This window comes from Rathayibacter sp. AY1F3, from assembly GCF_002931975.1.
Lineage (GTDB): Bacteria > Actinomycetota > Actinomycetes > Actinomycetales > Microbacteriaceae > Rathayibacter.
In genome coordinates this window covers 53,861-80,564 of the sequence record NZ_PSVF01000015.1, presented here as the reverse complement: position 1 = coordinate 80,564, position 26,704 = coordinate 53,861, and the positions used below count along the sequence as shown (strand labels likewise).

Sequence of the window (26,704 nt, the reverse complement as noted above, 5' to 3'; positions counted from 1 at the left end):
AAGGCGACGATGCACACCAGCGCGCTCGGGCACGGCCTCGCGATCGGCGAGATCCCGGAGGAGGTCGTCCTCCCCGACACGATGACGGCGGCGGTGATCGACGCGCCGGGCGACGCCTCCGCCCTGCACCTGGCGACCGTGCCGACACCCTCCGCCATCAACGCCGAGTTCACCGTGAAGGTGGTCGCGGCCGGCGTGAACCCGCTCGACGCGAAGACGCGCGCGGGCCAGGGGGTCGCCTCGCAGATCGCCTCCTACCCGGCGGTCCTCGGCCACGACTTCTCGGGCGTCGTCGTCTCGAGCCCCTACCCGGCGCATCCGCTACGGCCGGGCGACGAGGTCTACGGCTTCGTCATGGTGCCGCGCTACTCGGGCTCCTACGCGGAGTACGTCAGCGTGCCGAGCGTCTCCATCGCGCGGAAGCCGTCGACGCTCTCCCACGTCGAAGCGGCCGGCGTCCCGCTCGCGGCGCTCACCGCCTGGGGCATGGTCGTCGAGCTCGCCAAGGCGCACGAGGGTCAGCGGATCCTCATCCACGCCGGGTCGGGCGGAGTCGGCCACTTCGCGGTGCAGTTCGCCGCCTACTTCGGCGCCTCGGTGATCGCGACCGGCTCGACCCGCAACCTGCAGTGGCTGCACGAGCTCGGCGCCGCGCAGGTGATCGACCACACCGCCGAGCGCTTCGACGAGCTGCTGTCCGGCGTCGACGTGGTCATCGATCTGGTCGGCAACGTCCACGACGACACGGGCTCGCGCTCGCTGAGGGTCCTCCGCCCCGGGGGCCTGATCGTGAACGCGCCCACCGGGAGCTGGCCCGGGTTCTTCGAGGAGGCGGCCGCTGCGGGCGTCCGCGCCTCCACCTACCGCGTCGCTCCCGACGGGGCGACCCTCGGCGTGGTCTCGCGCCTGCTCGAGTCGGGCGACGTCCGCGTCTTCATCGACGGCATCTTCCCCCTCGCCCGCGCCTGCGAGGCGCACGAGCAGCTCGAGACGGGCCACACCCGCGGCAAGATCGTCCTCACCGTCTCCGAGGGCTGACCTCGGCGAGAGGCCACTCGGATACGCCACGCGGAGCGGGTCGCGTACCCGGGTGGCGTCTCGCGGGGAGGGTCAGGCGAGAGAGCGCTCGAGGACGAAGTCGTCCTCCCAGCGGTCGCCGACGAGGAAGCGCTTGCGGCCGACGACCGCGAAGCCGTGCTTGGAGTAGAACCGCTGAGCACGCGCGTTCTCCTCGTTCACGCCGAGCCAGACGCCCGCGGCACCGTGATCCAGCGCCTCCTCGAGGGTCGCGGCCATCAGCGCGGCCGCCGCTCCGGAGCCGTGCCGGCCGGGCAGGAGGTAGAACTTGCTGAGCTCGACGGTCGGACGCAGCCGGATCGCCGCGACGACGTCGGCGTCGGCGGGCTCTCCGCGCACGAGCATCGCGTAGCCGGTCAGCGCGCCGGAGTCGTCGTCGACCAGGAGCGAGCGGAGCGGATCGGCGAGGTGGTCGCGGAAGCGCTCGACCGAGAGCACGGTGCGCACGAACTCGGCCTTCGCCTCCGCGGTGGTGTGCGGCGGGCAGGCCAGCGGGAAGGTCGCGGCGGCCAGCTCGGCAACGGCCTCGGCGTCGGCGGCAGACGCGCGGCGGACGGTCACGGGAGGCGCGACGGAGCGGAGCGGCGGATCACCGGTCCAGTATGCCGGGACGACGAAGGAGGGGGCCCGCCGAAGCGGACCCCCTCCTCACGTCAGTTCGTGCCCGGCTCAGGCCAGGACGTTGACGTCCAGCGGGATGCCGGGGCCGAAGGTCGTCGAGACGGCGGCCTTCTGGATGTAGCGGCCCTTCGAGGAGGACGGCTTGAGGCGGAGGATCTCGTCGAGCGCGGTCTTGAAGTTCTCCTGGAGCTGCTCCTCGGTGAACGCGGCCTTGCCCACGACGAGGTGCACGTTGGCGTGCTTGTCGACGCGGAACTCGATCTTTCCGCCCTTGATCTCGGTCACGGCCTTCGCCACGTCCGGGGTCACGGTGCCGGTCTTCGGGTTGGGCATGAGGCCGCGGGGGCCGAGCACCTTTCCGAGACGGCCGACCTGGCCCATGAGCTCCGGGGTCGAGACGGCGGAGTCGAACGAGGTGTACCCGCCCGCGACCTTCTCGATGAGCTCGGCGCCGCCGACCTCGTCGGCACCGGCGGCCAGCGCGGCCTCGGCGGCCGGACCGGTCGCGAACACGATGACGCGGGCGGTCTTGCCCGTGCCGTGGGGCAGGATGACCGTGCCGCGGACCATCTGGTCGGCCTTGCGGGGGTCGACACCGAGCTTGAGGGCGACCTCGACGGTGCTGTTGAACTTGGCGGAACCGGTCTCGCGGGCGAGCGCGACGGCCTCGTCGGCCGTGTAGAACTTGCCCTCTTCGAGCTTGGCCGCGGCGGCCCGGTAGGCCTTCGACTTCTGTGCCATGTTGTTTCTCCTTGAAACGAGAATGTGGTTCTAGAGCCTGGCGGGCTCTCCCACGGGGGTGATGGAGTTCTGGTGGTGCCGCGATCGCGGCCGTGCGTGCTGCTCGCGGGAGGCGGAGAGGTCCTGCGGAGGCGTTTCCGGACCGGGCGCGCGACCCCGCTGAGGGGCCGCCGTCGGGTTCTCGAGGCTTCCGCGGTGGGTCCGCGCCGGTGGGCGCGTCGCTCCCGCCGTCGAGCAGCGCGTCGCGCTACTCGACCGTGATGCCCATCGAGCGGGCGGTGCCGGCGATGATCTTCGCGGCGGCGTCGATGTCGTTGGCGTTCAGGTCGACCTGCTTCGCCTCGGCGATCTCGCGGACCTGCGCCTGGGTGAGCTTCGCGACCTTCACGGTGTGCGGGGTCGAGGAGCCCTTGGCGACGCCGGCGGCCTTCTTGATGAGCTCCGCCGCGGGCGGGGTCTTCAGCACGAAGGTGAACGAGCGGTCCTCGTAGACGGTGATCTCGACGGGGATGACGTTGCCGCGCTGCGACTCGGTCTGCGCGTTGTACGCCTTGCAGAACTCCATGATGTTGACGCCGTGCTGACCGAGCGCCGGACCGATCGGGGGCGCGGGGTTGGCCGCGCCGGCCTTGATCTGGAGCTTGATCAGGCCGGTGACCTTCTTCTTGGGGGCCATTCTGATTCCTTTTCTCAGGGTTCGAGCGGTCGGGGGCTCCCGGCCGCTCTCCCGCGCATCCGACGGTGCCGGATCGCGGTGGAGGAGGGTCGTCCGGCGCGCACAGAGGCGGGCGCCGACACGAAAACCCGTACGAGCTTACACGAGCGGGGCCACCCCCGACAGGGCGGAGGAGGGGCCGACGCCCGGGGGCGCGCGGGGCGGTGCCGGAGGGGGCGCCGCCCCGAACGGCGAACGCCCCCTCCGACGTGCGGAGGGGGCGTTCACGCGGTGCGGAGGCGACGCGTCAGAGCTTGGTGACCTGGTCGAACGACAGCTCGACCGGGGTCTCGCGCTCGAAGAGCGAGACGAGCACGGTGAGCTTGCCGCTCTCGGGCTTGATCTCGCTGATCGAGCCGGGAAGACCCGCGAACGAGCCCTCCTTGATGGTGATGGTCTCGCCGATCTCGAAGTCGACCTCGGCGGGCAGCACGCGCTGGGCCTGCTTCTGGCCCTTGGCACCGGAGGTCTTCGAGGGGGCGACGTCCTTGATCTCGACGAGGCTCTTCAGCATCGTGAAGGCCTCCTCGAAGCGCAGCGGGGTCGGGTTGTGGGCGTTGCCCACGAAGCCGGTGACGCCCGGCGTGTGGCGGACGACCGACCACGAGTCCTCGTTGAGGTCCATGCGCACCAGCACGTAGCCGGGGATGCGCACGCGGGTGACCATCTTGCGCTGGCCGTTCTTGATCTCGACCACGTCCTCCATCGGGACCTGGACCTCGAAGATGTAGTCCTCGGCCTCGAGCGAGACCTTGCGGTTCTCGATGTTCGACTTCACGCGCTTCTCGAAGCCGGCGTAGGAGTGGATGACGTACCACTTGCCCGGCTTGCCGCGCAGCTCGGTGCGGAAGGCCTCGTAGGGGTCGATGTCGGCGAGGTCCTCACCGGCGGACTCGGCGTCCTCGGCGGCGACCTCGGCCTCGTCCTCGACGGCCTCGAGGGCCGCTTCGGCCTCCTCGACGGTGTCGATGTGCGCGGCCTCGTCGACCGCGGAGTCGGCCTCGGGGTCGTCGACGGAGCCGATGGCGTCCAGCGCTGCCTCGAGGTCGGAGGCGAGGTCGTCCTCGGACTCGTTCTCGTCGATGATGCTCAGCGCACCCTGCTCGGCGGGCTCGACGGCGTCCTCAGCCTGCGACTGGACGTCGCCCTCCTGCTCCTCCTCGACCTCCGACGACTGCTCGGCAGCCGTCGCCCAGTCGACGTCGTCGCGGTTTCTGTCAGACACTCGTCACAACTCTCTCTCGATCGATCGGTCGCGCCCCTCGGGGCGCGTCCCGCTGTCGCCGGCACCCTCCGCTCGCGCGGCCCGGATGCTCTCGGGTCAGGCGGCGGGTGTGCCGAACACGTACGTCACGGCCAGGGCGAAGACCCAGTCGAGGAAGGACACCAGCGCCATCATGATGACGACGAAGATCAGCACGACCACGACGTAGTTGCCCAGCTCCTTGCGGGTGGGCGTCACGACCTTCTTCAGCTCGGCGATGACCTGCCGGATGAAGAGGGCGATGCGCGCGAACGGGTTGCGCCGCGCGGCTCGCTGCTGATTGGCGATCGCGACGACGTCCTCGCTCGGCTCGTCGACTGCTTTCCCGGCCACCTGCACGCACCTTTCCCGCACCGGAACCTCCGGTGTGGCCGACCGCCCGTCATGGGCGGCCCTGGACCGATGACCGCAGCGTCGCGGGGACCGCGTGCGACGGGCATCGATGTGCAGGGCGGACAGGGCTCGAACCTGCAACCTGCGGTTTTGGAGACCGCTGCTCTACCAATTGAGCCACCGCCCTATGGATGCCGTTGCGAGCATCCGAGGAGGAGACCGACCCGCCGCCCCACCGCCGCGACCCTCGCGGGCGCTGTGGATGAGGGCAGAGATCGACTACCTCGGACGAGTGTACGTGGACCCGCAGGGCGTGTCCAGCCGAGCGGCGGGGGGCCTCGGAGCCCCGTGCGCGCGCAGGATACGCTGGCCGTCGTGTCCTCCACCACGCGCATCTCCGCCCGCATCGCCGCCATCGCCGAGTCCGCCACTCTGAAGGTCGACGCCAAGGCGAAGGCCCTCCAGGCCCAGGGCCGACCGGTCGTGTCCTACGCCGCCGGCGAGCCCGACTTCCTCACTCCCGAGCACATCGTCGAGGCCGCCTCGGCCGCCGTGCTCGACCCGGGGAACTACCGCTACACCCCCGCGGCGGGCCTCCCCGACCTTCGCGCGGCCATCGCGGAGAAGACGGCGCGCGACTCCGGATGGGCCGTCGACCCCTCGCAGGTCGTGGTCACCAACGGCGGCAAGCAGGCCGTCTACCAGGCCTTCCAGACCCTCCTCGACGACGGCGACGAGGTGCTGGTGCCGACCCCGTACTGGACCACCTACCCCGAGGCGATCAAGCTCGCCGGCGGCGTGCAGGTGGACGTGTTCGCGGGCGCCGACCAGGGCTACCTGGTCACGGTCGAGCAGCTGGAGGCAGCGCGCACCGAGCGCACCAAGGTGCTCCTGTTCGTCTCCCCCTCCAACCCCACCGGCGCCGTCTACTCGGCCGAGCAGACCCGCGAGATCGGCGAGTGGGCCGAGGAGCACGGCCTCTGGATCATCGCCGACGAGATCTACCAGAACCTCGTCTACTCCACCGGCGACCAGGACGACGCGAGCCCGCTCGAGCACGCGACCTCGATCGTCGAGGCGGTGCCGGCCCTGCGCGACCGGACGATCCTCGTCAACGGCGTCGCGAAGACCTACGCGATGACCGGCTGGCGCGTCGGATGGATGGTCGGCCCGGCCGACGCGATCAAGGGCGCCTCGAACCTGCAGTCGCACCTCTCGAGCAACGTCTCGAACATCTCGCAGCGCGCCGCGATCGCCGCCCTCACCGGCCCGCAGGAGCCGGCCGAGGAGATGCGCCTGGCCTTCGACCGCCGCCGCCGCACCATCGTCGCCGAGCTGAACGCGATCGACGGGATCGAGTGCCCGACCCCCGGCGGCGCGTTCTACGTCTACCCCGACGTGAACGGGCTGCTGAACCGAGAGTGGAACGGCACCACCCCGACGACCTCCCTCGAGCTCGCCGACCTCATCCTCGAGCAGGCCGAGGTCGCCACCGTCCCCGGCGAGGCCTTCGGACCGAGCGGCTACCTCCGCCTGTCCTACGCCCTCGGCGACGACGCGCTCCTCGAGGGCGTGCGCCGCTTGCAGCGGCTCTTCGGCACCGTCTAGCCCTCCTCCTCCTGCGCCGTCGATCGGCAGCGGCGGCTCGACGACGGGGGTGCGTCGCAGAGAGCGGGGTGCGCAGCGCGGACGACGATCCGTGACACGCGGATCGCCGATCGCCGCTCGACCGTGCCGCACGGTGACGGCGGGTACTGCGACGGGCCTGTCCGACAGGCGAGGGGTGCGTGGCATCTCGGGGCGGGGAGGGCAAGAGGGAGGCGGAAATCGGGGATCACTGTCGCCGGAGGGGTGCGACAGGGCACGCTGTGACGATGAGCGAAGACCACGCCGTCCGAGTCCGCGACCTGCGGAAGGACTACGGGGGCGCTCCGGCGGTCGCGGGAGTCTCCTTCGACATCCACCGGGGCGAGACCTTCGCGCTCCTCGGCCCCAACGGCGCCGGGAAGTCGACGACCATCGAGATCCTCGAGGGCTACCGCGACCGCTCCGGCGGCGAGGTGTCGGTGCTCGGGGTCGACCCGCGCCACGGCGACCTGGCGTGGAAGGCGCGTCTGGGGATCGTCCTGCAGTCCAGCGGCGAGTCCGGCAACGCGACGGTCCGCGAGCAGATCGCGCACTTCGCCAGCCTCTATCCGCGACCGCGCGACGTCGACGAGACCATCGAGGCCGTCGGGCTGACGTCCAAGGCCCGCTCGCGCATCGGGCGCCTCTCGGGCGGCCAGCGCCGCCGCGTCGACGTCGCCCTCGGCATCATCGGCCGTCCCGAGCTGGTGTTCCTCGACGAGCCCACCACGGGATTCGACCCCGAGGCCCGCCACTCCTTCTGGGACCTGATCGCTCTGCTCAAGAGCGAGGGCACGACCATCCTGCTCACCACCCACTACCTCGACGAGGCCGCCCGCCTCGGCGACCGCGCCGCCGTGATCTCCGGCGGGCGGCTCCTGGCCATCGGCCCGATGAGCGCGATCGGAGGGGACGAGGCGCGCGTCCCGATCGTGCAGTGGCGCGAGGACGGCGTGCTGCACCGGCTGCGCACCACCGAGCCCGCCCGGACCGTCGCCGAGCTGCACTCCCGGATCGGTGAGCCGACGGCCCTCGAGGTCGTCCGCCCCAGCCTCGAGGACATCTACCTCGACCTCATCCGCGAGGACCGCGACGCGGTCGACCTGATCGGAGAGCCCGCGTGACCGCCGTCGCCACCCGCCCCCGCACTCTCTCCACCGGCCCGGGACGCACCGTCCGCCTCGGACTCGCCCGGGCCCGCTACGAGATCCGCTCGTACTTCCGCGCTCCGGACCAGGTGTTCTTCACCTTCCTCTTCCCGGTGCTGCTCCTGACGATCTTCTCGGTCGCGTTCGGCGACACCGCGGTGATGCAGGCGAACCCGCAGGACCCGGGCATCCCGATGGCGGAGTACTACGTGCCGGGCCTGGCCGCGGCCGGGATCCTGCTCTCGGGCGTCCAGAACCTGGGCGTCGACATCGCGGTCGAGCGCGGCGACGGCACGCTCAAGCGCCTCGCGGGAGCACCGCTGCCGGTCTTCAGCTACTTCATCGGCAAGTTCGGCCAGGTGCTCGTGACGAGCCTCGCGCAGACGGCCCTGCTGCTCCTCGTCGCGGCGACGGTGTTCTCGGTCGAGCTGCCCACCGACAGCGGACGCTGGGCGACCTTCGCCTGGGTCTACCTGGCAGGAGTCGCGACGTCGGCCATCCTCGGCATCGCCGTCTCCGCGCTGCCCCGCTCGGGCAAGAGCGCGACCGCCGTGATCGTGCCGCCGCTGCTCGTGCTGCAGTTCATCTCGGGGTCGTACCTGTCGTTCACGACGCTGCCGGACTGGCTGCAGAACACGGCGAGCGTCTTCCCGCTCAAGTGGATCGCGCAGGGCATGCGCGCCGTGTTCCTGCCGAGCGGGTTCGAGGAGGCGGAGGTGAACGGGTCGTGGGACCTCGGCGGCGTCGCGCTGGTGCTCGGGATCTGGCTCGTCGTGGGGCTCGTCGCCTGCCGCTTCGGCTTCCGCTGGATCCGCCGCGACAGCTGAGCCGGAGGAGGCCGCGGCCGGAGGGCGCGCGTCCCCGGGAGCGCGGCGCCTGCCGGCGCAGACCGCGCGGACTCAGACCGCGGTGCCGACCACGACGGGCTCGGGGTGCAGCAGCACGCCGAACTCCGCCAGGACGCGGCCCTGGACGTACCGGGCGAGCTCGGCGACCTGCTCGGCCGTCGCTCCTCCGCGGTTGGTCAGGGCGAGGGTGTGCTTGCTCGACACGGCGGCCCGCGAGCCGGGCAGGGCGAAACCGCGCGAGACGCCGGCGTGCTCGATCAGCCACGCGGCGCTGAGCTTCACCAGGCCGTCGGCGCGGGGAGGCACGGGCAGCCCGACGGGCGCTCCGGCCTCGACCGCGGCGAGCGGAGTGATGACGGGCGCCTCCGCCGTCGGCTCGACCGGCCAGCGCGGCGCCTCGGGCGGCAGGGAGTCGGCGAACGCGCTCGTGACGAGGGGGTTGGTGAAGAAGGAGCCGGCGCTCGCGGTGTCCGGGTCCTCCGGATCGAGGACCATGCCCTTGCCCGCACGCAGCGCCAGCACGGTCTCGCGCACCCGCGCGAGCGGCACGCGGTCGCCGAGCGCGACTCCGAGCGCCGACGCCAGCTGACCGTAGGCGACGGGAGTGCCGTCGCCCTCGGCGCCGACCTCCTCGAGCGCGAACTCGACGGCCAGCACCGCGCCCCGGCGGCCCTGCTTGATCACGGAGGTGCGGTAGGCGAACTGCAGCTCCTCCGCCGTCAGCCGGACGGGCTCGCGGGCGCCCTCGTCGAGGAAGTCGACCGCGACCAGCGTGTCCGAGAGCTCCTGGCCGTAGGCGCCGATGTTCTGCACCGGCGACGCACCGACCGTGCCGGGGATGCCGCTGAGGGCCTCGAGGCCCGCCCAGCCGCGCTCCACGGTCGTCGCGACGAGGCCGTCCCACGACTCGCCCGCCTGCACCCGCAGGAGCACGCGCCCCGGCTCGTCGGAGGGGAGCCGCTCGACGCCGGTGGTGCGCACGCGCACGACCGTGCCCTCGACCCCGTCGTCCCCCACGAGGAGGTTGGAGCCGCCGCCGAGCAGCAGCCACGGCTCGTCGTCCGACCACAGGCCGACGAGCGTCTCGACCAGCTCCGCCTCGGTGGCGGGCTCGACGAGGCGCTCGGCGGGTCCGCCGACGCGGAGGGTGGTCAGGGCGGAGAGCAGCGGCGCGGAGGTCACGCGAGTCGGACCCGTGCCTGGGCCTTGCCGAGGACGGACTTGCCCTCGACCGAGACGGCGAGGTCGACGCGGACCCAGCCCTCCTCGGCGTTCACAGCACCGATCCTGGCGACCACGTCGATCGCGGCGCCGTCGCGCGGGTCCACCACGACGGGGCGGGTGAAGCGCACCTGGTAGTCGACCACGCGTCCGGGGTCGCCGACCCAGTCGACGACGACCTGCACCGCGGTGCCCATCGTGAGCATGCCGTGCGCGAGCACGCCGGGCAGGCCGACCTCGGCGGCGACGTCGTCGCGGTAGTGGATCGGGTTGAAATCGCCCGAGGCGCCCGCGTAGCGCACCAGGGTGCCGCGGTCGATCGGGAAGCGGCTCTCGGCGACGACCTGGCCGACGCTCAGCTCGGCGAGAGCGGGCAGTGCGGTGCTCATTCGTCTCCCCTGACCACGAGGGTCGAGATCGCGGTGACGACGTGCTCGCCGCTCGCGTCGACCATGCGGGACTCGGTGGTGACCATCGAGTGGGCGCCGAGCTTCTTGATGGCGGCGACCGAGAGGGTCGCGGTCAGCTCGTCGCCGGCCACGACCGGACGGGACAGCACGAAGCGCTGGTCTCCGTGCACGACGCGGCTGAAGTCGATCCCGCCGTCGGGCTCGGCGAGCAGCTGCTGGAGCGTGAACTCCTGCACGACGACGGCGAAGGTGGGCGGAGCGACGAGGTCGGGGTGCCCGGCGGCGCGGGCGGCCTCGACGTCGTGGTGCAGGGGGGAGGTCGCGGAGACGGCGCGGGCGAACTCGCGCACCTTCTCGCGCCCCACCTGATAGGGCTCCGTGGGCGCGAAGACGCGCCCGACGAGTTCGGGGTTCACTGGCACCCGGCCATACTAGGCGCTGCCGTCGCAGGGCCCTCGGGGCTCCGGAGGCGCCGCCTGTGGTCACCCGGGTATGACCACCGGGAATTTCCCATCCATGTATGGCTGACCCGCGGCCGAACTTCTCCGAAGCTGGCGGGCATGTCGACACCCACTCCCGAGCGCGACTGGGCGACCTACGCCCGCGAGCTCGGCACCAACATGCACCGGGCCCGCATCGCCAAGGGCGCCAGCCAGGAGCGGATCGCCCACGCGGCCGGGCTCGCGGGCTACACCTACCAGAAGTTCGAGAAGGGCGAGTCGAAGCCCGGCTCGCCCGCGAACCCCACGCTGCACACCCTCCTCGCGCTCTGCGAGGCGCTCGAGATCGAGCTGACGGACCTCCTGCCGCCCGACCCGCCGCGCACCTCACGCGGCGCCGAGTAGCCGGAGCACCGCGCCGGCCAGCCGCGACCCCGAGCTGAGATCGAGGTCGACCTCGCCGAGCCCGTCGGCCTCCAGGCGGAGCCTGTCCTCCCCCGACTCACCCGGGCGGCACAGGGAGACGTGCACCGTCGCGCCCGCGGCCCCGTCTCGGCCCGCCCAGAGCACCACCGGGAGCGAGCTCGCCGCGGAGCGGTGCAGCCGCTCCCCCGCCGCGACCAGCTCGTCGTGCTCGCCCGCGCACCAGCGCGGGCACCCCTCGTCGTTCCTGCCGTCCATCCGCTCCTCCACGTTCCGCACCCCTCGGTCGAGGAGACCAGCCCACCAGGCGGTACCGACACCGAGGGCCCGCCGCGCCCCGATCCCGACCGGGGTGCGGACAGGAGACGGTCGTCCGCCCGTTGTGGAGGAGCGAGGACCAGGGTCCCATACGCAGGTGGTGCCGCCAGGGGTCCGGCACGAAGCACCGGCGCGGTGTCAGCGGTGGACGATCAGCCAGGTCGCGATCGCCGTGGTCGAGCCCGTGTTGACCATGCGGTGCGGCCGCTCGCACGGGAACGTGATGGCGTCGCCCGGCCCGAGGACGACCGACTCGTCCTCGAACTCGACCGTCAGCTCTCCGAGCGTCACCGTCCCCATCTCGAACCCGTCGTGGCGGAGCAGCTGCCGGTGCGCCGTCGAGGTCGAGCCCGGCGGGTAGGTCGATTCGAAGAAGTCGACGGCGTCCAGCGGACGCGGCGCCAGACGGCGGAACAGCACTCCGCCCTCGAGCGCCACGGGCGCCGACTCGCGCGCCCGGACGACCGCGGTCTCGACCGGCGCCGACGCGCCCTGGTCGAACACGGCGGACAGCGGGACCCCCAGCGCGTCCACGAGGGCGATCAGCCGGCCGACCGAGGGCTGCATGGCTCCGCGCTCGATCTGCGAGACGGCGCTCACGGAGATGCCGAGTCGCCCGGCGAGTGCCTTCAGCGACAGGCCCGCCGAGAGCCGCAGCTCCCGCAGCCGGGCGCCGAGTCCGGCCCCGTCCGCGATCGCCCGGGCGACCGCCTCGTCGGGCGCGGTGTCGTCGGAGGGCATGGCCCGTCCCCTCTCGCGGATCGTCACACAGCCGTAACGGAGCCGAAACGAGCGGCGGCCTCCCGACTCGTAGCGTGGCCCGCGTGAAGTGATCACTTCACTCGGAACGCTCTCCGCGACACCCCGCCTCCTCGGCCGGACGTCCCGACCACCCTGACACATCCGCTCCGTGCCGCTCTGCGCACGACCGCCCGAGAGGTGGATCCACCCATGTCCGACCGCGTCACCGCACCCCGAGTCACCGCTCCCCCCGTCGATCCGGATCCCGCCGCCGCGGCGAGCGCCGGCTACGACGACCGCCTCTCCAACGAGGACCTCGCCCCGCTCCGGAAGCAGCGCTGGTCGAGCTACAACATCTTCGCGTTCTGGATGTCGGACGTGCACAGCGTCGGCGGGTACGTGACCGCGGGCTCGCTCTTCGCGCTGGGCCTGGCCGGCTGGCAGGTGCTCGTCGCCCTGGTGGTGGGCATCGTGATCGTGCAGGTCTTCTGCAACCTCGTCGCCAAGCCCAGCCAGGTCACCGGCGTGCCCTACCCCGTCATCAACCGGGCGATCTTCGGCATCCGCGGCGCGAACATCCCGGCGATCATCCGCGGACTGATCGCGATCGCCTGGTACGGCGTGCAGACCTACCTGGCGGCGCAGTCGCTGAACATCGTCTTCCTCAAGTTCTTCCCGGGCATGGCCGCCCTGAACACGCCCGAGGCGTCGTTCCTCGGCCTCTCGGCCCTGGGCTACCTCTCCTACGCGATCCTCTGGGTCGCGCAGGCCGCGCTGTTCTGGCGGGGCATGGAGTCGATCCGACGCTTCATCGACTGGGCGGGACCGGCGGTCTATGTGGTGATGCTCGTGCTGGCCGTCTACCTGGTGTCGCAGGCGGGCTGGGAGAACATCTCGCTCACCCTCGGCTCCGGCGAGCCGCTCGACCTCGCCGCCGCGGTGCCGGTGATGATCTCGGCCGTCGCCCTGGTCGTCTCCTACTTCTCGGGCCCGATGCTCAACTTCGGCGACTTCTCCCGGTACGCCCGCAGCTACGGCGCCGTGAAGCGCGGCAACCTGCTCGGCCTCCCGATCAACTTCCTCTTCTTCTCCCTCCTCACCGTGATCACCGCCTCGGCGACCGTGCCGGTCTTCGGCGAGCTGATCACCGACCCGATCGAGACCGTCGAGCGGATCGACACCTGGTTCGCCGTGCTCCTCGGCGGGCTCACCTTCGTCATCGCGACGATCGGCATCAACATCGTCGCCAACTTCATCTCCCCCGCGTTCGACTTCTCGAACGTCAACCCGAAGAAGATCAGCTGGCGGATGGGCGGCATGATCGCCGCCGTCGGCTCGGTGCTGCTCACCCCGTGGAACTGGTACTCGAACGACACCGCCATCCACTACACGCTCGGCATCCTCGGCGCGCTGATCGGACCGCTGTTCGGCGTCCTCATCGCGGGCTACTACCTGATCAGCTGCCAGCGCGTCTGGGTGGACGACCTCTACACGATGAGCGAGAAGGGCCGCTACTGGTTCTCGCGCGGCTTCAACCCCAACGCCGTCTGGGCGACCGTGATCGGCGGAGTCCCCTCCGTCGCCTCGGTGCTCGTGCCGCGCTGGATCGCGGAGGCGGGAGGCGCGGAGTTCACCTGGCTCGGCGACTACAGCTGGTTCCTCGGCTGCGGGCTCGGATTCGTCGCGATGGCCGTGCTCGAGCGGCGCGCGCCGCGGATCGGGCGCCTCGACGAGGACCTCGAGCACGTCAGCGACGGCTCGACCGTCTGATCCGGCCGGCACGGAGGAGGGATCCGCTCCGGCCGCTCCGCATCCCGCGGACCGGCGGCCGGGCGGGTCCCTCCCCCTCCCGGCACCCGAACCGAGGAACCACCATGCGCATCACCGTCGTCAACCCGAACACCAGCACTGCGATGACCGCGGCGATCGGCCGGGCCGCCCGCTCCGTCGCCTCGCTCGGCACCGAGATCACGGCCGTCACCCCGCCGATGGGTCCGGCGTCGATCGAGAGCCACTACGACGAGGCGCTCGCCGTGCCCGGCGTCCTGCACGAGATCGCCCGGGCGGAGGCGGCCGGCTGCGACGGCGCGGTCGTCGCGTGCTTCGGCGACCCGGGCGTCGACGCCGCGCGCGAGATCGCGAGCGGCCCGGTCGTGGGGATCGCCGAGGCCGCCATGCACATGGCCGCGCTCGTCGGCCGGGGCTTCAGCGTGGTCACCACGCTCTCGCGCACGAGCGGCCGCGCCTGGGACATCGCCCGCCGCGCCGGGTTCGGCGACGCCTGCCGTCAGGTGCGCGCCTGCGACATCCCCGTGCTCGAACTCGACGACCCCCGCTCCGACGCCCGCCGCGCGATCCTGGCGGAGTGCGCCGAAGCGCTGGCCGTCGACGGGTCCGACTCGATCGTGCTGGGCTGCGCGGGCATGGCCGACCTGTGCCGCGACCTCTCACGGGAGCTGGGCGTGCCCGTGATCGACGGCGTCGCCTCGGCGGTGCGCCTGGTGGAGGGGCTCGTCGCGATGGGCGTCAGCACCTCGCGGCGCGACGAGTACGCCGCGCCGCGGACGAAGGCGATGGCGGGGCTGCTCGCTCCGTTCGAGCGGGTCTGAGGCTCCGCACCCCGGGCGGTCGGGTGTTCTGCCGGACCCCCGACCCGGACCCACCTGCGAGGATCGGGGGATGAGCGTCCTCCGCGATCTCGGCCTCGGTGCCCGGCTCTTCCTCCGCGGCTTCCGCACCTGGGTCCGCTCGCCGCGGGCGATGCTCCTCGGCGCGATCCCGCCCCTGATCGTCGGTCTGGTCTTCGTCGGCGTGCTGGTCCTGGTGCTCACGCGGGTGCAGGACGCGGTGACCGCGCTCACCCCGTTCGCCGGCGGCTGGGACGAGGGCACGGCCGCCACCGTCCGCCTGGTGCTCTCGATCGCGGTGGTCGGCGCCGTGCTCGCCCTCGGCGTGGTCCTCTTCGCCGCGGTGACCCTGCTGGTCGGCGACCCCTTCTACGAGCGGATCTGGCGGCGGGTCGAGGACGACCTCGGCGGCGTGCCCGACGAGCGCGAGAGCACCTTCTGGCAGGGGGTCGGCCGCGGCCTCCGCGACTCCGCCGTGCTGGTCGCCACCTCCCTCGGGATCGGCGTGGTCCTGGTGCTGCTGGGCCTGGTGCCGCTGGTCGGCTCGATCGTCGGCCTCGTCGCGGGCGCCCTGGTCGGCGGGAGGGCCCTCGCGCTCGAGCTGACCGGGTTCGCGGGCGACGCCCGGGGGCTCTCCCTCCGCGACCGCCGCCGCCTCCTCGGCGAGCACCGCGCGGTCTCGCTCGGCTTCGGCATCGCCGTCTACCTGGCGTTCCTCGTCCCCGGGGGCGCGGTCGTCGCCACCCCCGCCGCGACGGCCGGCGCGACCCTTCTGCTCCGGACCCTGCGGGGCGAGCCGACCGAGCGGCCGGCCGCCTGACACCGCTTGGCCGCCGCCCGGCTCTCCCGTAGACTCGCCGCGTGCGCACGTCGATCCGAAGCCCCTGGTGGCCCGCCTCCTAGGCGGACCGACGCGCAGACCCCTCGCACGCGACCGCCTCCTCCGGGCGGTCGTTCTGCATGTCAGGGCCCGGGTGGGGCACGACCCGATACAAGGACCACGATGACCTCGCTCCTCTCCCGCATCCTCGCCTCCGACGGGACGCTGCCGTTCGCGGTGGTCCTCCGCCAGGGCCGCGACGCCGTCGACGTGTTCACGGGCGACGTGCTCGACGTCGAGGGCCTGGCCGACATCCCGCTCGACGGCGACGACGTGCTGACCCTCGTGCCCTACCGGCAGGTGCGCGAGCGCGGCTTCGCGGCGAAGGACGACGGAGCCCCTCTGCGCAACCTCGTGGTGCGCGAGCGCGAGAGCGTCCCCCTGGCCGAGGTGCTGCGGCTCCTGCCCGAGCGGGAGATCCCGGTCGAGGAGCGCGGCTTCGACGTGCCGGACGACGAGTACGCCGACATCGTCCGCCGGGTGATCGAGGACGAGATCGGCCGCGGCGAGGGCGCCAACTTCGTCATCAACCGCGCCTTCGTCGCGCAGACCGACGCGCCGCCCGTCGAGGCGGTCCTGGCCTGGTTCCGCCGCCTGCTCACCGACGAGTCCGGCGCGTACTGGACCTTCGCGATCCACACCCCCGGCGTCGACGGCGCGCAGACGGTCACCGCCGTCGGCGCGACCCCCGAGCGCCACGTCTCGGTGCGCGACGGCGTCGCCATGATGAACCCGATCAGCGGCACCTTCCGCCACCCCGCGGCCGGACCCACCGGGGAGGAGGTGCTCGCGTTCCTCGCCGACGTCAAGGAGAGCGAGGAGCTCTTCATGGTCGTGGACGAGGAGATGAAGATGATGAGCGCGGTCTGCCCGGACGGCGGCCGCATCCTCGGGCCGTTCCTCAAGCAGATGTCGCGGCTCAGCCACACCGAGTACCTGCTCGAGGGCCGCACCGGACTCGACGTGCGCGAGGTCCTGCGGCTGACGATGTTCGCGCCCACCGTCACCGGCTCGCCGATGGAGAACGCGTGCGCCGTGATCGCCGAGTACGAGAAGGAGCCCCGCGGCTACTACTCCGGCGTGCTCGCCCTCTTCGAGCCGGAGGAGCACGGCTACACGGTCGACGCCCCCATCCTCATCCGCACCGCCTACCTCCGCGCGGACGGCCGCCTCACCGTGCCGGCCGGCGCGACGCTCGTCCGCCACTCCACCCCCGAGGGCGAGGTCGCCGAGACGCGCGCGAAGGCGTCGGGCGTCCTCTCCGCCCTGGGCCTGCTGCCGCACCGCGAGGTGCCGCCGGCCCTCGACCTGAACGCGCAGCCGGGCGTGCAGGAGGCGCTCGAGGCGCGCAACGAGCGGCTCGCCTCGTTCTGGCTCCGACCCCAGGCGCCCGAGCACATCGCCGGCCTCGCCGGGCACACCGCACTGATCGTCGACAACGAGGACCAGTTCACGACGATGCTCGCCCACCAGCTGCGCCACCTCGGGATGGACGCCCGGGTCGAGCGCTGGTCGGAGGTCGCCGACGTGCTGAGCGACGACCTCGTCGTCTTCGGCCCGGGCCCGGGCGACCCCCGCGACGACTCCGAGCCGCGGATCGCGCACCTGCGCTCGCTGATGACCGCGCGGCTCGAGGCCGAGCGGCCGATGCTCGCCGTCTGCCTCAGCCACCAGATGCTGTCGCTGCTGGCGGGCCTCCCGGTCGAGCCGCTGCCCGCGCCCCGCCAGGGCGTGCGCCTGGCGGTGGACGTGTTCGGCGAGGACGCCGCGATCGGCTTCTACAACACCTTCTCCTCCGTCGCCCCCGGCGTCGCGCGCACGCCCCGGCTGGGGCTCGAGGTGTCGGTCGATCCGGAGACGGGAGTGGTCAACGCCCTGCGCGGCGAGCACGTCGCGTCGGTGCAGGGGCACCTGGAGTCGGTGCTCTCCTCCGACGGCCTGCGCACCCTGGAGCGGCTGGTCCGCACCGCGACCGCTCAGCCCGCGCGCGCATGAGCGGCCTGCGGCTGATCGCGTCGCCCGCCTACCCGGCCGAGCTGCAGGAGGCGGTGGCCGCCGCCGTGCGCGCGGCGGCCGAGGCGGCGCGCGGCTGGTACGGGCGCGGCGACAAGATCGCGGCGGACGAGGCGTCGGTCGCGGCGATGCGCGCCGTGCTGGCCGACGCTCCGTTCGACGGCGTCGTCGTGATCGGCGAGGGCGAGAAGGACGAGGCCCCGATGCTCGCGAACGGCGAGCGCCTCGGCCGCGCCTCCGCACCCTCCTGCGACGTGGCGGTCGATCCGCTCGACGGGACCCGGCTCACGGCGGAGGGGCTCCCCGGCTCGGTGAGCGTGATCGCGCTGGCCCCGCGAGGCACGCTGTTCGACCCGCGCGACGTCTTCTACATGGACAAGCTGGTCTGCTCGGGAGCGGGCCGGGGCGCCGTCTCGCTCGACCTCCCTCCCGCCGAGAATGCCGCACGGCTGGCGGCGGCGCTCGGGAAGCCCGTCGCGGAGCTGGTCGTCGTCGTGCTCGACAAGCCGCGTCACTCCGGGCTCATCGCGGCTCTGCGCGCGGCCGGGGTCGCGCTCGAGCTGCGCGGCGAGGGCGACGTGTCGGTCGCGATCGAGGCGGCCGATCCCGCGGGCCGCGTCGACCTCGTCCTCGGCATCGGCGGAACCCCGGAGGGAGTGGTCGCCGCGTGCGCCGTCCGCGCCCTCGGCGGGGTCATGGAGGGGCGCCTCGCCCCCCGGACCGCACCGGAGCGCGCCAACGCCCTGGCCGCCGGCCACGACCTCGACCGCCTGCTGACCCTGGAGGATCTGGTCTCCTCGGACGACGTGCTCTTCGCGGGCTGCGCGGTCTGAGACCTCTCCCGCGGGCAGGACCTCGCCCGGGAACGCCGAAGGCCCCGGTTCGACGCGCGAACCGGGGCCTTCTCGCTGTAGCGGGAGCGGGACTTGAACCCGCGACACCACGATTATGAGCCGTGTGCTCTAACCACCTGAGCTACCCCGCCGCGCGTTCTTCGCAGGTCTGGCCTGCGGGGAACGGAGCCCCCTGTGGGAATCGGACCCACTACCTCTTCCTTACCAAGGAAGTGCTCTACCAATGAGCTAAGGGGGCGCACCTGCGGGTCTGACAGCCCCTCTCGGGGCGTGCCCGCGATTTGGCACCGTTAGACGATAGCACCTCCGCGGAGCGTCGATGACCGCGGGGGACGCGCCCCCGCGGCCGCCCGTCTGCGGCTACGCCCGGCTCGCCTCGTCGAGCGCGGCGAGCTCCTCGGCGTTCAGCTCGAGGGAGGCCGAGGCGATCAGCGCCGGCAGCTGCTCCATCACGCGGGCGCTGGCGATCGGCGCGACCACTCCGGGCTGCGAGCGGAGCCAGGCGAGCGCCACCGTCGCCACCTCGGCGTCGTGCGCCTCCGCCGCCGCATCGAGCGCCGCCAGCACCCCGCGGCCGCGACCGTCGAGGTAGCGGGAGGCACCGTCGGCGCGCGGGCCCTCGGGCGTCGATCCGTCGCGGTACTTGCCGGTCAGGAAGCCCGACGCCAGGGCGGAGTAGGGGACGACGGCCAGCCCCGCCTCGCGGGCGAGGGGCAGCAGGTCGGCCTCGATCCCGCGCTCCACGAGGTTGTAGTGCGGCTGCAGCGCGACGGGCGCGTGCAGGCCCTCCTCGCCCGCGATGCGCAGCCACTCCGCGACGCGCTCGGCGCTGAAGTTCGACACTCCGATCGCGCGGACCAGGCCCTGGTCCACGAGCTCCGAGAACACGGCGGCGATGTCGGCCATCGGCACGGCCTCGTCGTCGAAGTGGGCGTAGTAGAGGTCGATCCGGTCGGTCGCGAGGCGCTCGAGGGAGGCGCGGGCGGCCGCGCGCACGGTGTCGGGCGCGAGGCCGGTGAACTGCGGGTGGCGGCCCGCCTTCGTCGCGATCACCACGTCCTCCCGGTCCCCCGAGCGCTGCGCGAGCCACTCGCCGATGATCGTCTCGGACTCGCCGCCCGTGTTGCCCGGGACCCAGGCGGAGTAGGCGTCGGCGGTGTCGATGAAGTCGCCGCCCGCGGCCGTGTAGCCGTCGAGGACGTCGAAGGAGGTCTGCCGGCCCGCGGTCCAGCCGAAGACGTTGCCGCCGAGCGAGAGCGGGAAGACGTCGATGCCGGAGTCGCCGAGCGGCGAGCGGGTGACGGAGGAGGATGCTGCGCTGTCGATGCTCATCCCCCGATTCAAGACCCGCTCCCCGCCGTGATCGATCCCTCTCCCGCGCATGCGCGGCAAGGACTCAGGCTCTCAGTGCCGCGGGTAGTCGGCGTAGGCGAAGCGCGTCGAGTCCGGCGCCCAGCCGGAGACGTTGATCGTCCCCTGCCCGCCGTGGAGGCGCTCCAGCACGCGGCCGGGCTCGAGCGTCGAGCGCCCGGGGAGGTCGAGCAGCCGCAGCTCGACGTCGACGTTCTCGGGGTGCCCGGCCGTCCCCTCCGGATAGGCGAGGTAGAGCAGGTGCGCGCCGTCGGGCGACTCGTGCGGGAACCAGTCGACCGTGCCCGACTCGACCAGGCGGGAGAGCGCGGAGCCGTCGAGGCCGATGCGGAACAGCTGCGCCCCGCCCCCGGCCCGCTCGGAGTTGAAGACGAGGGTGCGGCCGTCGGCCGAGACGTCGACGCCGTCGTCCGCCGGCTCGTCGTCGGTCAGGGCGGTGAGCGCGCCTCCCCCGGCCGGCATCGTGAACACGTCGGTCCGCCACCGCCCGGAGGCGTCGCCGCCGCCGATCAGCGCGAGGGTCGCGCCGTCGGGCGAGACGCCGTGCAGGTAGTGCTTGAAGCGCGCGCCCTCGCGCTCGGCGGTCAGGCGGCGGGCGGGGGCGGAGCCGTCGAGCTCGACCGCGTACAGGTGCCCGTCGCGCGCCGAGACGTAGGCGAGCCCGCCGGACGGGGCGAGCACGTGGTCGTTGTTGAGCTCGGCCGGCACCCCGTCGAGCGGGATCGGCTCGAGCACGGGCGTCCCCTCGAGCGGCAGTCGGAAGAGGCCGCCGTCGCCGTTCACGATCAGGGCGGAGCCGTCCGGAGTCCAGTTCGGCGCCTCCACGAGGAGGGAGTCGGACTCGAAGACGGTCGTCGACTCCCCCGTCGCGAGGTCGTGGACGCGGAGTCGGCAGAGCTGGTCGGGGAGGAGCGAGCGGGCCATGCTCCCCACGGTAGGGCCCTGGCGGATCACGACGGGGCCGTCAAGCCTCCGCGCACTCAGGTTCCGCGGGAGGGCGCTCCGATATTCTTGACCGACTTATGTGCTGGGTACACCTTGGGAGGAACATGTGATGCTCCTCATCCTCGTGATCTCGTTCGCGATCGCCGTGGTGACCCCCTGGCTGGTGGACCGGTTCGGGCCGAAGACGTTCTACGCGCTGGCGCTGATCCCGGCCGCGAGCTTCGTCGCCACCGCGACCGCCCTGCCGACGATCCTCGACGGCGGCGAGATCCGCGAGTCCGTGCCGTGGATCCCCGCGCTCGACATCGCCCTCTCCTTCCGCCTGGACGCGCTCTCGATCGTCCTCGCCCTCGTGGTCAGCGGAGTCGGCGCCCTGGTCCTCGCCTACTGCGCGACGTACTTCAGCCGCGACGAGCCCTCGCTGGGCCGGTTCGCAGCGCTCCTGTCCGCGTTCGCCGGAGTGATGTACGGGCTGGTCACGGCCGACGACGTGATCATCCTCTTCGTCTTCTGGGAGGCGACGAGCGTCCTCTCCTACCTCCTCATCGGCCACTACAGCGGGCGCAAGGAGAGCCGCGGTGCCGGTCTCCAGGCGCTCCTGGTCACGACTCTCGGCGGGCTGGCGATGCTGGTCGGGATCATCGTCCTGATCGTGCAGGCCGGCACCACCAGCCTCTCCGGGATCGTCGCCGCCGCCCCCTCCGGCCCGATCGTGTCGACGGCGCTGGTGCTGGTGCTGCTCGGCGCGTTCTCGAAGTCCGCCCTGGTGCCGTTCCACTTCTGGCTGCCGGCCGCGATGGCCGCTCCCACGCCGGTCAGCGCCTACCTGCACGCCGCCGCGATGGTGAAGGCGGGCATCTACCTCGTCGCGCGCCTCGCGCCGGGCTTCGCCGACGACTCCGTCTGGCTGCCCGTGGTGGTGAGCGTCGGAGTCTGGACCATGCTCGTCGGCGGCTGGCGCTCGCTCCGGCAGTACGACCTCAAGCTCGTGCTGGCCTACGGCACCGTCAGCCAGCTCGGCTTCCTGACCGTCGCCGTCGGCTTCGGCTCGCGCGACGCCGCGCTGGCCGGACTGACCCTGCTCGTCGCCCACGCTCTCTTCAAGGCGCTGCTCTTCCTCACCGTCGGCATCGTCGACCACCGCGCCGGCACGCGCGACCTCCGCAAGCTCAGCGGCCTGGGACGGCAGGCGCCGGTGCTCGCGGGCGCCGCCCTCGTCGGCGTGCTGTCGATGGCGGGCATCCCGCCGCTGCTGGGCTTCGTCGCCAAGGAGGCCGTGTTCACGAGCCTGATCTCGGCGATCGAGCAGGGCTCGTTCTGGGCCTGGGTCGCGCTGGTCGGCCTCGTCCTCGGCTCGATCCTCACCGTGGCCTACTCCGCGCGCTTCTTCTGGGGCGCCTTCGCCCGCAAGAAGGGGCTCGAGGACACGCACCTGCACGCCGAGCCGTGGACCTTCACCGCCGCCCCGGTGCTGCTGGCCGCCGCCAGCGTGATCGGCGGGATCGCCGCCTCCGTGCTCGACCCGCTCGTCGCCGTCTACGCGGACACCCTCCCCTACGCCGCCCCGGACGCCGACCCGGAGCTCGCCGCCGCCGCGGAGGCCTCCGACCACGGCGGCTACCACCTCGCGCTCTGGCACGGCTTCGAGCCCGCGCTGGCACTCAGCGCCCTCGTGATCGCCGTCGGACTCCTGCTCTTCGCCAAGCGCGTCGCCGTCGCGCGCGCCCAGTCGATGCTGCCCAACCGGATCGACTCCGCCGAGGGCTACTGGGCCACCGTCCGCTGGCTCGACCGTGTCGCCAGCACGGTCACCGAGTCCGTCCAGCGCGGCTCGCTCCCCCGCTACCTGACGGTGATCTTCGCGGTCTTCGTCCTCGGCGTCGGCGGTGCGGCCGCCCTCAACCGCACCTGGCCGGGCGATCTCGTCTTCTGGGACAGCCCGGGCCAGCTCGCGGTCGCGGCCGTGATGATCCTCGCGGCGGTGCTGTGCGCGATCGCCCGCAACCGCGTCGCCGCCGTGCTGCTGGCCGGCGCCACCGGCTACGGGATGGTGGCCCTCTTCGCCCTGCAGGGCGCACCGGACCTCGCCCTCACCCAGGCGCTGATCGAGACGGTGACCCTCGTGGTCTTCGTCCTGGTGCTGCGCCGCCTCCCGACCCGCATCGCCGCGAAGCACCAGCCGATGCGCAAGCGCCTGCGCGCCGTCATCGGCATCGCGGTCGGAGCGGTCATGGCCCTCGCCGCCACCATCGCCCTCGGCGCCCGGACCGCGACGCCGATCTCGGCCGAGCTGCCCCGCCTCGCCTACGAGGAGGGCAAGGGCCGCAACATCGTCAACGTCCTGCTCGTCGACATCCGCGCCTGGGACACGATGGGCGAGATCTCGGTCCTCGTCGTGGTCGCCACCGGCGTCGCGAGCCTGATCTTCCTCTCCAGCCGGGCCGGAGGCGCGCCCCGCCTCGAGTCGCAGAGCGCCGACGACCGCCGCGAGCGCGCGATGGACCTGACCGCCTCCTCCGCCGACGCCGAGCGCGACGGCGACCGCGGCTCCTGGCTCGTCGCCGGGCGCACGCTCCGGCCGGAGAACCGCTCGATCGTGCTCGAGGTGCTGGTGCGCCTGCTCTTCCACCCCGCGATGATCGTGTCGGTCTACCTGCTCTTCACCGGTCACAACACCCCGGGCGGAGGCTTCGCGGGCGGCCTGCTCGCCGGTCTCGCCCTCGTCGCGCGCTACCTCGCCGGCGGCCGCTTCGAGCTCGGCGAGGCCGCGCCGATCGACGCGGGCAAGGTCCTCGGACTCGGCCTCTTCTTCGCCGTCGGCACCGCCGTCTCCTCCCTCGCCTTCGGCCTCGAGGTCCTCGAATCGAGCTGGCTCGACCTCGAGGTGCCGGTGCTGGGCGAGCTCCACCTGGGCACGTCCACCCTCTTCGACATCGGGGTGTACCTGATCGTGATCGGCCTCGCCCTCGACATCCTCCGCAGCCTCGGCGGCGAGGTCGACCGCCACGGCGAGGAGGCCGAGCAGGGCTCCCCCTCGGGCGACGGCGTCACGCACTCGACCGACAGCACCCCCGGCCCCGGCCAGGGCACGGTCGACGGGCTCGAGACCTCGCTGCCCACCGGCTCCACGGTCGTCGGCGGACCGGGCAGGGGGGACGGCGCATGAGCATCACCCTCGTCCTCGTCGTCGTGATGGCGGTGATGTACGCGGCCGGCGTCTACCAGATGCTCGAGCGCAGCCTCACCCGCATCCTGATCGGGTTCCTGCTCGTCGGGAACGCGACCAACATCCTCATCCTGCTGATGGCCGGCCGCTCGGGCATCGCGCCGTTCGTCACCGACGACGGGCGCTCCTACGAGCAGATCGCCGCCGAGATGGCCGACCCGCTTCCGCAGGCGCTGATCCTCACCGCGATCGTGATCACCTTCGGGGTGTCCGCCTTCCTCCTCGCGATGATCTACCGGCGCTGGCGCCTCGCCAACGCCGACCAGGTGGAGGACGACGAGACCGACGCCTCCGTCCGCGAGGACGCGGCGGGCATCTCGGCCCAGACCACCGCCGACGACCGGGCGCTCGACGTCCTGCTCGAGTCCAGCGACGAGGGCACCGCCGCCAAGCACGGGGAGAGCGCCATGACCGACGACAGGAAGGAGGACCGATGAACGCCCTGATCCCGCTCGTCGTCACCCTCCCCCTCCTGGGAGCGGCCGTCGCGCTGATCCTCGGACGCCACCGGCGCGCGCAGATCACCGTGAACATCGTGACGCTCTCGAGCGTGCTGGTGATCTCCTCGGTGATGCTCGTGCTGGTCCTCACCGGCGACGGAGGCGGCAGCGCCGTCTACGTGGGCGGCTGGGAGCCGCCGTGGGGCATCGTGCTGGTCGTCGATCCGCTCGCCGCGCTGATGCTCGTGATCACCTCGATCACCCTGCTGGGCGTCCTGCTGTTCTCGGTCGGCCAGGGCCTCGTCGACGGCAACCGCGAGACGCCGGTCACGATCTTCCACCCGACCTACCTGATCCTCTCGGCGGGCATCCTCAACGCCTTCGTCGCGGGCGACCTGTTCAACCTCTACGTCGGCTTCGAGATCCTGCTGGCCGCGAGCTACGTGCTGATCACCCTGGGCGGCACCGCGCCGCGGATCCGCGCCGGCACGACCTACGTGGTCGTCAGCCTGGTCTCGAGCGTGTTCTTCCTCTCGGCCATCGGCCTGCTCTACGGCGCCACCGGCACGGTCAACATGGCGCAGCTCTCGATCCGCATCGCCGAGCTCCCCGCCGACGTGCAGCTGGTGCTCCACGTGGTGCTGCTGCTCGGCTTCGGGATCAAGGCGGCCGTGTTCCCCCTGTCGTTCTGGCTCCCGGACTCGTACCCCACGGCTCCGGCGCCGGTCACCGCCGTCTTCGCCGGACTCCTCACCAAGGTCGGCGTGTACGCGCTGATCCGCACCGAGACCCTGCTCTTCCCCGGCGGGAGGCTGAGCGAGGTGCTGCTGGTGGTGGCGCTGCTGACGCTGATCGTCGGCATCCTCGGCGCCGTCGCGCAGGCCGACATCAAGCGGATGCTGTCCTTCACGCTGGTCTCGCACATCGGCTACATGGTCTTCGGGATCGCCGTGGGCACCCCGGCCGGCTACGCGGCGACGATCTTCTACGTCATCCACCACATCACGGTGCAGACGACGCTCTTCCTCGCGACCGGCCTGATCGAGCGCGTCGGCGGCACCACCTCGATCCTGCGCCTCGGCGGGCTGCTCAAGGCCTCGCCGCTGCTGGCGCTGCTCTACTTCATCCCCGCGATGAACCTCGGCGGGATCCCGCCGTTCACCGGCTTCCTCGGCAAGGTGGGGCTCTTCGTCGCCGGCACGGAGTCGGCCGTCGACCAGCCGTCGTGGCTGATCTGGGCCGTCATCGCCGCCGGGGCCGTCACCTCGCTCCTGACCCTCTACGCCGTCGCGCGCGTCTGGAACATGGTCTTCTGGCGCCGCCAGGAGGAGGTGCCCGGCTACGAGTCGCCCCTGATCGACCAGCTGCAGGAGGACCCCCACGACACGGGCAGCATCCGCACCCGCCACTCGCCGCCCATGATGGTGCTCGCCACCGCGGGGATGGTCGTCGTCGGCGTCGTGCTGACCGTCGGCGCCGGTCCCCTCTACGACGCGAGCGAGCGAGCGGCGAGCGCGGTCGCCGACCCCGCGACCTACATCGCGACCGTCTACCGCGACTCGTCCTTCGGAGAGGAGGGGCCGCGATGAGCCCCCGCCGCCGCGTCGACATCTGGAACCGCGTCGCGATGTTCGTGACCCTCGTCGGGATCTGGGTGCTGCTCTGGGACGACGTCTCGGTGCTGTCGATCGTCACCGGCTTCCTGGTCGCCCTGCTGATCACCCGGGTGTTCTACCTGCCGCCGGTCGAGTTCTCGAACCGCATCAACCCGTGGTTCGTGCTCCTCTTCCTCCTGCGCCTGCTGGCCGACATCGCGGTGGCCTCGGTGCGGGTGTCCTGGCAGATCCTGACCCTGCCCGTCCCGGTCCACAACGCCATCGTCGCCGTGCACCTGCGCAGCCGCTCCGAGGGGATGCTCGTCTGGACGACGGAGGCCGTCTCGCTCGTCCCCGGCTCCCTGGTGATCGACGTGGACCCGCAGCTGAACGTCCTCTACCTGCACGTGCTCGGCGTGACCCACGACGAGGGCGAGCGGATCGACGAGGTGCGCCGGACGGTCCTCCGGACGGAAGCGCGCATCGTCCGGGCCATCGGCTCCCGCGAGGACGTGCAGCGGGTGAATCGGCCGATCGAGGCCGGATCGGGGGTGGTCCGGTGATCGACTGGCTGATCTGGATCCTGGTGCCGGTCTTCGGCGCCGCCTGCCTGCTCGCGCTCGTGCGGATCCTCCGCGGTCCGTCCGTGCTCGACCGGGTCGTCGCGGCCGACGTGCTCGTCGCGACGATCATCTGCGGGATCGGCGCCGAGATGGCGGTCAACCACCACGCGCGGACCCTGCCCGTCGCGCTCGGGCTCGCGCTGTTCGCCGTCTTCGGGTCGATCAGCGTCGCCAAGTTCATGGCCAACCGCGAGGAGGACTGAC

27 protein-coding genes and 3 tRNA genes are annotated in these 26,704 nt (G+C 72.3%); 15 read left to right on the top strand and 15 right to left on the bottom strand.

The window, feature by feature from the left end; all coding sequences use genetic code 11:
* Positions 1 to 9 precede the first annotated feature (9 nt).
* Positions 10 to 1,038, top strand: coding sequence for an NADP-dependent oxidoreductase (locus tag C5C39_RS10730; RefSeq protein WP_374952914.1), 1,029 nt, complete (start codon positions 10 to 12; stop codon positions 1,036 to 1,038).
* Between the two features lie 72 nt (positions 1,039 to 1,110).
* Here the strand turns inward: C5C39_RS10730 and C5C39_RS10725 are convergent, their stop codons facing one another.
* From C5C39_RS10725 to C5C39_RS10700, 6 genes are all read right to left on the bottom strand, one after another.
* Positions 1,111 to 1,638: a GNAT family N-acetyltransferase gene (locus C5C39_RS10725; RefSeq protein ID WP_104353357.1), complete on the bottom strand. Its 528-nt coding sequence runs from the start codon at positions 1,636 to 1,638 to the stop codon at positions 1,111 to 1,113.
* Positions 1,639 to 1,746: 108 nt separating this feature from the next.
* Complete coding sequence (gene rplA, locus C5C39_RS10720; protein ID WP_104223633.1) at positions 1,747 to 2,439, bottom strand: 50S ribosomal protein L1; 693 nt, start codon at positions 2,437 to 2,439, stop codon at positions 1,747 to 1,749.
* Positions 2,440 to 2,686: 247 nt separating this feature from the next.
* Complete coding sequence (rplK, locus tag C5C39_RS10715) at positions 2,687 to 3,115, bottom strand: 50S ribosomal protein L11 (protein WP_104223632.1); 429 nt, start codon at positions 3,113 to 3,115, stop codon at positions 2,687 to 2,689.
* 286 nt (positions 3,116 to 3,401) lie between these two features.
* Positions 3,402 to 4,379 (bottom strand): transcription termination/antitermination protein NusG, encoded by a 978-nt coding sequence (gene nusG, locus C5C39_RS10710; RefSeq protein ID WP_104223631.1) that lies wholly within the window; start codon positions 4,377 to 4,379, stop codon positions 3,402 to 3,404.
* A gap of 96 nt (positions 4,380 to 4,475) precedes the next feature.
* Positions 4,476 to 4,751 carry a preprotein translocase subunit SecE gene (gene secE, locus C5C39_RS10705; protein ID WP_068208793.1) on the bottom strand — a complete coding sequence of 92 codons (276 nt, stop codon included), beginning with the start codon at positions 4,749 to 4,751 and terminating at the stop codon, positions 4,476 to 4,478.
* A 114-nt stretch (positions 4,752 to 4,865) separates the two neighbouring features.
* Positions 4,866 to 4,938, bottom strand: a tRNA-Trp gene (locus C5C39_RS10700).
* Positions 4,939 to 5,117: 179 nt separating this feature from the next.
* On the opposite strand from C5C39_RS10700, the gene C5C39_RS10695 reads away from it, so the two are divergent.
* The 3 genes from C5C39_RS10695 (at position 5,118) to C5C39_RS10685 (ending at position 8,352) form a co-directional block, all read left to right on the top strand.
* Entirely contained in the window at positions 5,118 to 6,359 is a 1,242-nt protein-coding gene (locus tag C5C39_RS10695; protein ID WP_374953262.1) for a pyridoxal phosphate-dependent aminotransferase, read from the top strand.
* A gap of 266 nt (positions 6,360 to 6,625) precedes the next feature.
* The gene (locus tag C5C39_RS10690) at positions 6,626 to 7,501 is read left to right on the top strand and encodes an ABC transporter ATP-binding protein (RefSeq protein ID WP_104254889.1); all 876 of its coding nucleotides are present in this window, start codon (positions 6,626 to 6,628) and stop codon (positions 7,499 to 7,501) included.
* Positions 7,498 to 8,352 (top strand): ABC transporter permease, encoded by an 855-nt coding sequence (locus tag C5C39_RS10685; protein WP_104223629.1) that lies wholly within the window; start codon positions 7,498 to 7,500, stop codon positions 8,350 to 8,352. Before C5C39_RS10690 ends, C5C39_RS10685 begins: the two co-directional genes overlap by 4 nt.
* A gap of 72 nt (positions 8,353 to 8,424) precedes the next feature.
* Here C5C39_RS10685 and C5C39_RS10680 read toward each other — a convergent pair whose 3' ends face one another.
* Genes C5C39_RS10680 through C5C39_RS10670 form a run of 3 tightly spaced genes read right to left on the bottom strand, consistent with a single transcriptional unit; the run spans position 8,425 to position 10,426 of the window.
* Positions 8,425 to 9,555, bottom strand: a complete 1,131-nt coding sequence (locus tag C5C39_RS10680) for a UDP-N-acetylmuramate dehydrogenase (RefSeq protein ID WP_104223628.1) — start codon at positions 9,553 to 9,555, stop codon at positions 8,425 to 8,427.
* Positions 9,552 to 9,983 (bottom strand): MaoC/PaaZ C-terminal domain-containing protein, encoded by a 432-nt coding sequence (locus tag C5C39_RS10675; protein WP_104353356.1) that lies wholly within the window; start codon positions 9,981 to 9,983, stop codon positions 9,552 to 9,554. Before C5C39_RS10675 ends, C5C39_RS10680 begins: the two co-directional genes overlap by 4 nt.
* Positions 9,980 to 10,426: a MaoC family dehydratase N-terminal domain-containing protein gene (locus C5C39_RS10670; protein WP_104227045.1), complete on the bottom strand. Its 447-nt coding sequence runs from the start codon at positions 10,424 to 10,426 to the stop codon at positions 9,980 to 9,982. Before C5C39_RS10670 ends, C5C39_RS10675 begins: the two co-directional genes overlap by 4 nt.
* A gap of 138 nt (positions 10,427 to 10,564) precedes the next feature.
* Between C5C39_RS10670 and C5C39_RS10665 the strand changes: the two genes are divergently transcribed.
* On the top strand, positions 10,565 to 10,849 hold the full coding sequence (locus tag C5C39_RS10665) for a helix-turn-helix domain-containing protein (RefSeq protein ID WP_104223625.1): 285 nt from the start codon (positions 10,565 to 10,567) through the stop codon (positions 10,847 to 10,849).
* Here the strand turns inward: C5C39_RS10665 and C5C39_RS10660 are convergent.
* Together C5C39_RS10660 and C5C39_RS10655 are read right to left on the bottom strand one after the other, a co-directional pair.
* Positions 10,832 to 11,125, bottom strand: coding sequence for a DUF6907 domain-containing protein (locus C5C39_RS10660; RefSeq protein WP_104254833.1), 294 nt, complete (start codon positions 11,123 to 11,125; stop codon positions 10,832 to 10,834). The two genes, C5C39_RS10665 and C5C39_RS10660, sit on opposite strands and share 18 nt — an antisense overlap.
* 198 nt (positions 11,126 to 11,323) lie before the next feature.
* Positions 11,324 to 11,926, bottom strand: coding sequence for a helix-turn-helix domain-containing protein (locus C5C39_RS10655; RefSeq protein ID WP_104353355.1), 603 nt, complete (start codon positions 11,924 to 11,926; stop codon positions 11,324 to 11,326).
* Between the two features lie 210 nt (positions 11,927 to 12,136).
* Between C5C39_RS10655 and C5C39_RS10650 the strand changes: the two genes are divergently transcribed.
* From C5C39_RS10650 to C5C39_RS10630, 5 genes are all read left to right on the top strand, one after another.
* Positions 12,137 to 13,696, top strand: a complete 1,560-nt coding sequence (locus tag C5C39_RS10650; protein ID WP_104353354.1) for an NCS1 family nucleobase:cation symporter-1 — start codon at positions 12,137 to 12,139, stop codon at positions 13,694 to 13,696.
* A 104-nt stretch (positions 13,697 to 13,800) separates the two neighbouring features.
* Positions 13,801 to 14,535: an aspartate/glutamate racemase family protein gene (locus C5C39_RS10645; protein WP_104353353.1), complete on the top strand. Its 735-nt coding sequence runs from the start codon at positions 13,801 to 13,803 to the stop codon at positions 14,533 to 14,535.
* Positions 14,536 to 14,605: 70 nt separating this feature from the next.
* Entirely contained in the window at positions 14,606 to 15,373 is a 768-nt protein-coding gene (locus C5C39_RS10640; protein WP_104223620.1) for an EI24 domain-containing protein, read from the top strand.
* Positions 15,374 to 15,556: 183 nt separating this feature from the next.
* Complete coding sequence (locus C5C39_RS10635; protein ID WP_104353352.1) at positions 15,557 to 17,428, top strand: anthranilate synthase family protein; 1,872 nt, start codon at positions 15,557 to 15,559, stop codon at positions 17,426 to 17,428.
* Entirely contained in the window at positions 17,425 to 18,279 is an 855-nt protein-coding gene (locus tag C5C39_RS10630) for a fructose-bisphosphatase class II family protein (protein ID WP_104353351.1), read from the top strand. Before C5C39_RS10635 ends, C5C39_RS10630 begins: the two co-directional genes overlap by 4 nt.
* 78 nt (positions 18,280 to 18,357) lie before the next feature.
* On the opposite strand, the gene C5C39_RS10625 is transcribed toward C5C39_RS10630, so the two are convergent.
* From C5C39_RS10625 to C5C39_RS10610, 4 genes are all read right to left on the bottom strand, one after another.
* Positions 18,358 to 18,431 (bottom strand) — tRNA-Met (locus tag C5C39_RS10625).
* Positions 18,432 to 18,466: 35 nt separating this feature from the next.
* Positions 18,467 to 18,538 (bottom strand) — tRNA-Thr (locus C5C39_RS10620).
* Positions 18,539 to 18,660: 122 nt separating this feature from the next.
* A complete protein-coding gene (locus C5C39_RS10615; RefSeq protein WP_104353350.1) occupies positions 18,661 to 19,632 on the bottom strand; it encodes an aldo/keto reductase in 972 nt (323 codons plus the stop codon).
* Between the two features lie 72 nt (positions 19,633 to 19,704).
* Complete coding sequence (locus tag C5C39_RS10610; RefSeq protein ID WP_104353349.1) at positions 19,705 to 20,595, bottom strand: PD40 domain-containing protein; 891 nt, start codon at positions 20,593 to 20,595, stop codon at positions 19,705 to 19,707.
* A gap of 130 nt (positions 20,596 to 20,725) precedes the next feature.
* Between C5C39_RS10610 and C5C39_RS10605 the strand changes: the two genes are divergently transcribed.
* The 5 genes from C5C39_RS10605 to C5C39_RS10585 are packed head-to-tail and all read left to right on the top strand — an operon-like array spanning position 20,726 to position 26,703.
* Complete coding sequence (locus tag C5C39_RS10605; RefSeq protein WP_104282419.1) at positions 20,726 to 23,782, top strand: Na+/H+ antiporter subunit A; 3,057 nt, start codon at positions 20,726 to 20,728, stop codon at positions 23,780 to 23,782.
* A complete protein-coding gene (locus C5C39_RS10600) occupies positions 23,779 to 24,279 on the top strand; it encodes a Na(+)/H(+) antiporter subunit C (RefSeq protein ID WP_104223614.1) in 501 nt (166 codons plus the stop codon). The genes C5C39_RS10605 and C5C39_RS10600 overlap by 4 nt, the downstream gene beginning before the upstream one ends.
* Positions 24,276 to 25,871, top strand: a complete 1,596-nt coding sequence (locus tag C5C39_RS10595) for a Na+/H+ antiporter subunit D (RefSeq protein WP_104223613.1) — start codon at positions 24,276 to 24,278, stop codon at positions 25,869 to 25,871. The genes C5C39_RS10600 and C5C39_RS10595 overlap by 4 nt, the downstream gene beginning before the upstream one ends.
* On the top strand, positions 25,868 to 26,440 hold the full coding sequence (locus C5C39_RS10590; protein ID WP_104234245.1) for a Na+/H+ antiporter subunit E: 573 nt from the start codon (positions 25,868 to 25,870) through the stop codon (positions 26,438 to 26,440). The genes C5C39_RS10595 and C5C39_RS10590 overlap by 4 nt, the downstream gene beginning before the upstream one ends.
* Complete coding sequence (locus tag C5C39_RS10585; protein WP_308470711.1) at positions 26,437 to 26,703, top strand: monovalent cation/H+ antiporter complex subunit F; 267 nt, start codon at positions 26,437 to 26,439, stop codon at positions 26,701 to 26,703. The genes C5C39_RS10590 and C5C39_RS10585 overlap by 4 nt, the downstream gene beginning before the upstream one ends.
* Position 26,704: the final 1 nt, after the last annotated feature.

Coding starts and splice junctions, on each gene's coding strand:
- C5C39_RS10650 (WP_104353354.1), top strand. CDS start 12,137: ATGTCCGACCGCGTCACCGCACCCCGAGTCACCGCTCCCCCCGTCGAT.
- C5C39_RS10660 (WP_104254833.1), bottom strand. CDS start 11,125: ATGGACGGCAGGAACGACGAGGGGTGCCCGCGCTGGTGCGCGGGCGAG.
- C5C39_RS10640 (WP_104223620.1), top strand. CDS start 14,606: ATGAGCGTCCTCCGCGATCTCGGCCTCGGTGCCCGGCTCTTCCTCCGC.
- C5C39_RS10665 (WP_104223625.1), top strand. CDS start 10,565: ATGTCGACACCCACTCCCGAGCGCGACTGGGCGACCTACGCCCGCGAG.
- C5C39_RS10610 (WP_104353349.1), bottom strand. CDS start 20,595: ATGGCCCGCTCGCTCCTCCCCGACCAGCTCTGCCGACTCCGCGTCCAC.
- C5C39_RS10590 (WP_104234245.1), top strand. CDS start 25,868: ATGAGCCCCCGCCGCCGCGTCGACATCTGGAACCGCGTCGCGATGTTC.
- C5C39_RS10615 (WP_104353350.1), bottom strand. CDS start 19,632: ATGAGCATCGACAGCGCAGCATCCTCCTCCGTCACCCGCTCGCCGCTC.
- C5C39_RS10600 (WP_104223614.1), top strand. CDS start 23,779: ATGAGCATCACCCTCGTCCTCGTCGTCGTGATGGCGGTGATGTACGCG.
- C5C39_RS10655 (WP_104353355.1), bottom strand. CDS start 11,926: ATGCCCTCCGACGACACCGCGCCCGACGAGGCGGTCGCCCGGGCGATC.
- C5C39_RS10645 (WP_104353353.1), top strand. CDS start 13,801: ATGCGCATCACCGTCGTCAACCCGAACACCAGCACTGCGATGACCGCG.
- C5C39_RS10630 (WP_104353351.1), top strand. CDS start 17,425: ATGAGCGGCCTGCGGCTGATCGCGTCGCCCGCCTACCCGGCCGAGCTG.
- C5C39_RS10730 (WP_374952914.1), top strand. CDS start 10: ATGCACACCAGCGCGCTCGGGCACGGCCTCGCGATCGGCGAGATCCCG.
- rplK (WP_104223632.1), bottom strand. CDS start 3,115: ATGGCCCCCAAGAAGAAGGTCACCGGCCTGATCAAGCTCCAGATCAAG.
- C5C39_RS10635 (WP_104353352.1), top strand. CDS start 15,557: ATGACCTCGCTCCTCTCCCGCATCCTCGCCTCCGACGGGACGCTGCCG.
- C5C39_RS10605 (WP_104282419.1), top strand. CDS start 20,726: ATGCTCCTCATCCTCGTGATCTCGTTCGCGATCGCCGTGGTGACCCCC.
- C5C39_RS10690 (WP_104254889.1), top strand. CDS start 6,626: ATGAGCGAAGACCACGCCGTCCGAGTCCGCGACCTGCGGAAGGACTAC.
- C5C39_RS10595 (WP_104223613.1), top strand. CDS start 24,276: ATGAACGCCCTGATCCCGCTCGTCGTCACCCTCCCCCTCCTGGGAGCG.
- C5C39_RS10675 (WP_104353356.1), bottom strand. CDS start 9,983: ATGAGCACCGCACTGCCCGCTCTCGCCGAGCTGAGCGTCGGCCAGGTC.
- rplA (WP_104223633.1), bottom strand. CDS start 2,439: ATGGCACAGAAGTCGAAGGCCTACCGGGCCGCCGCGGCCAAGCTCGAA.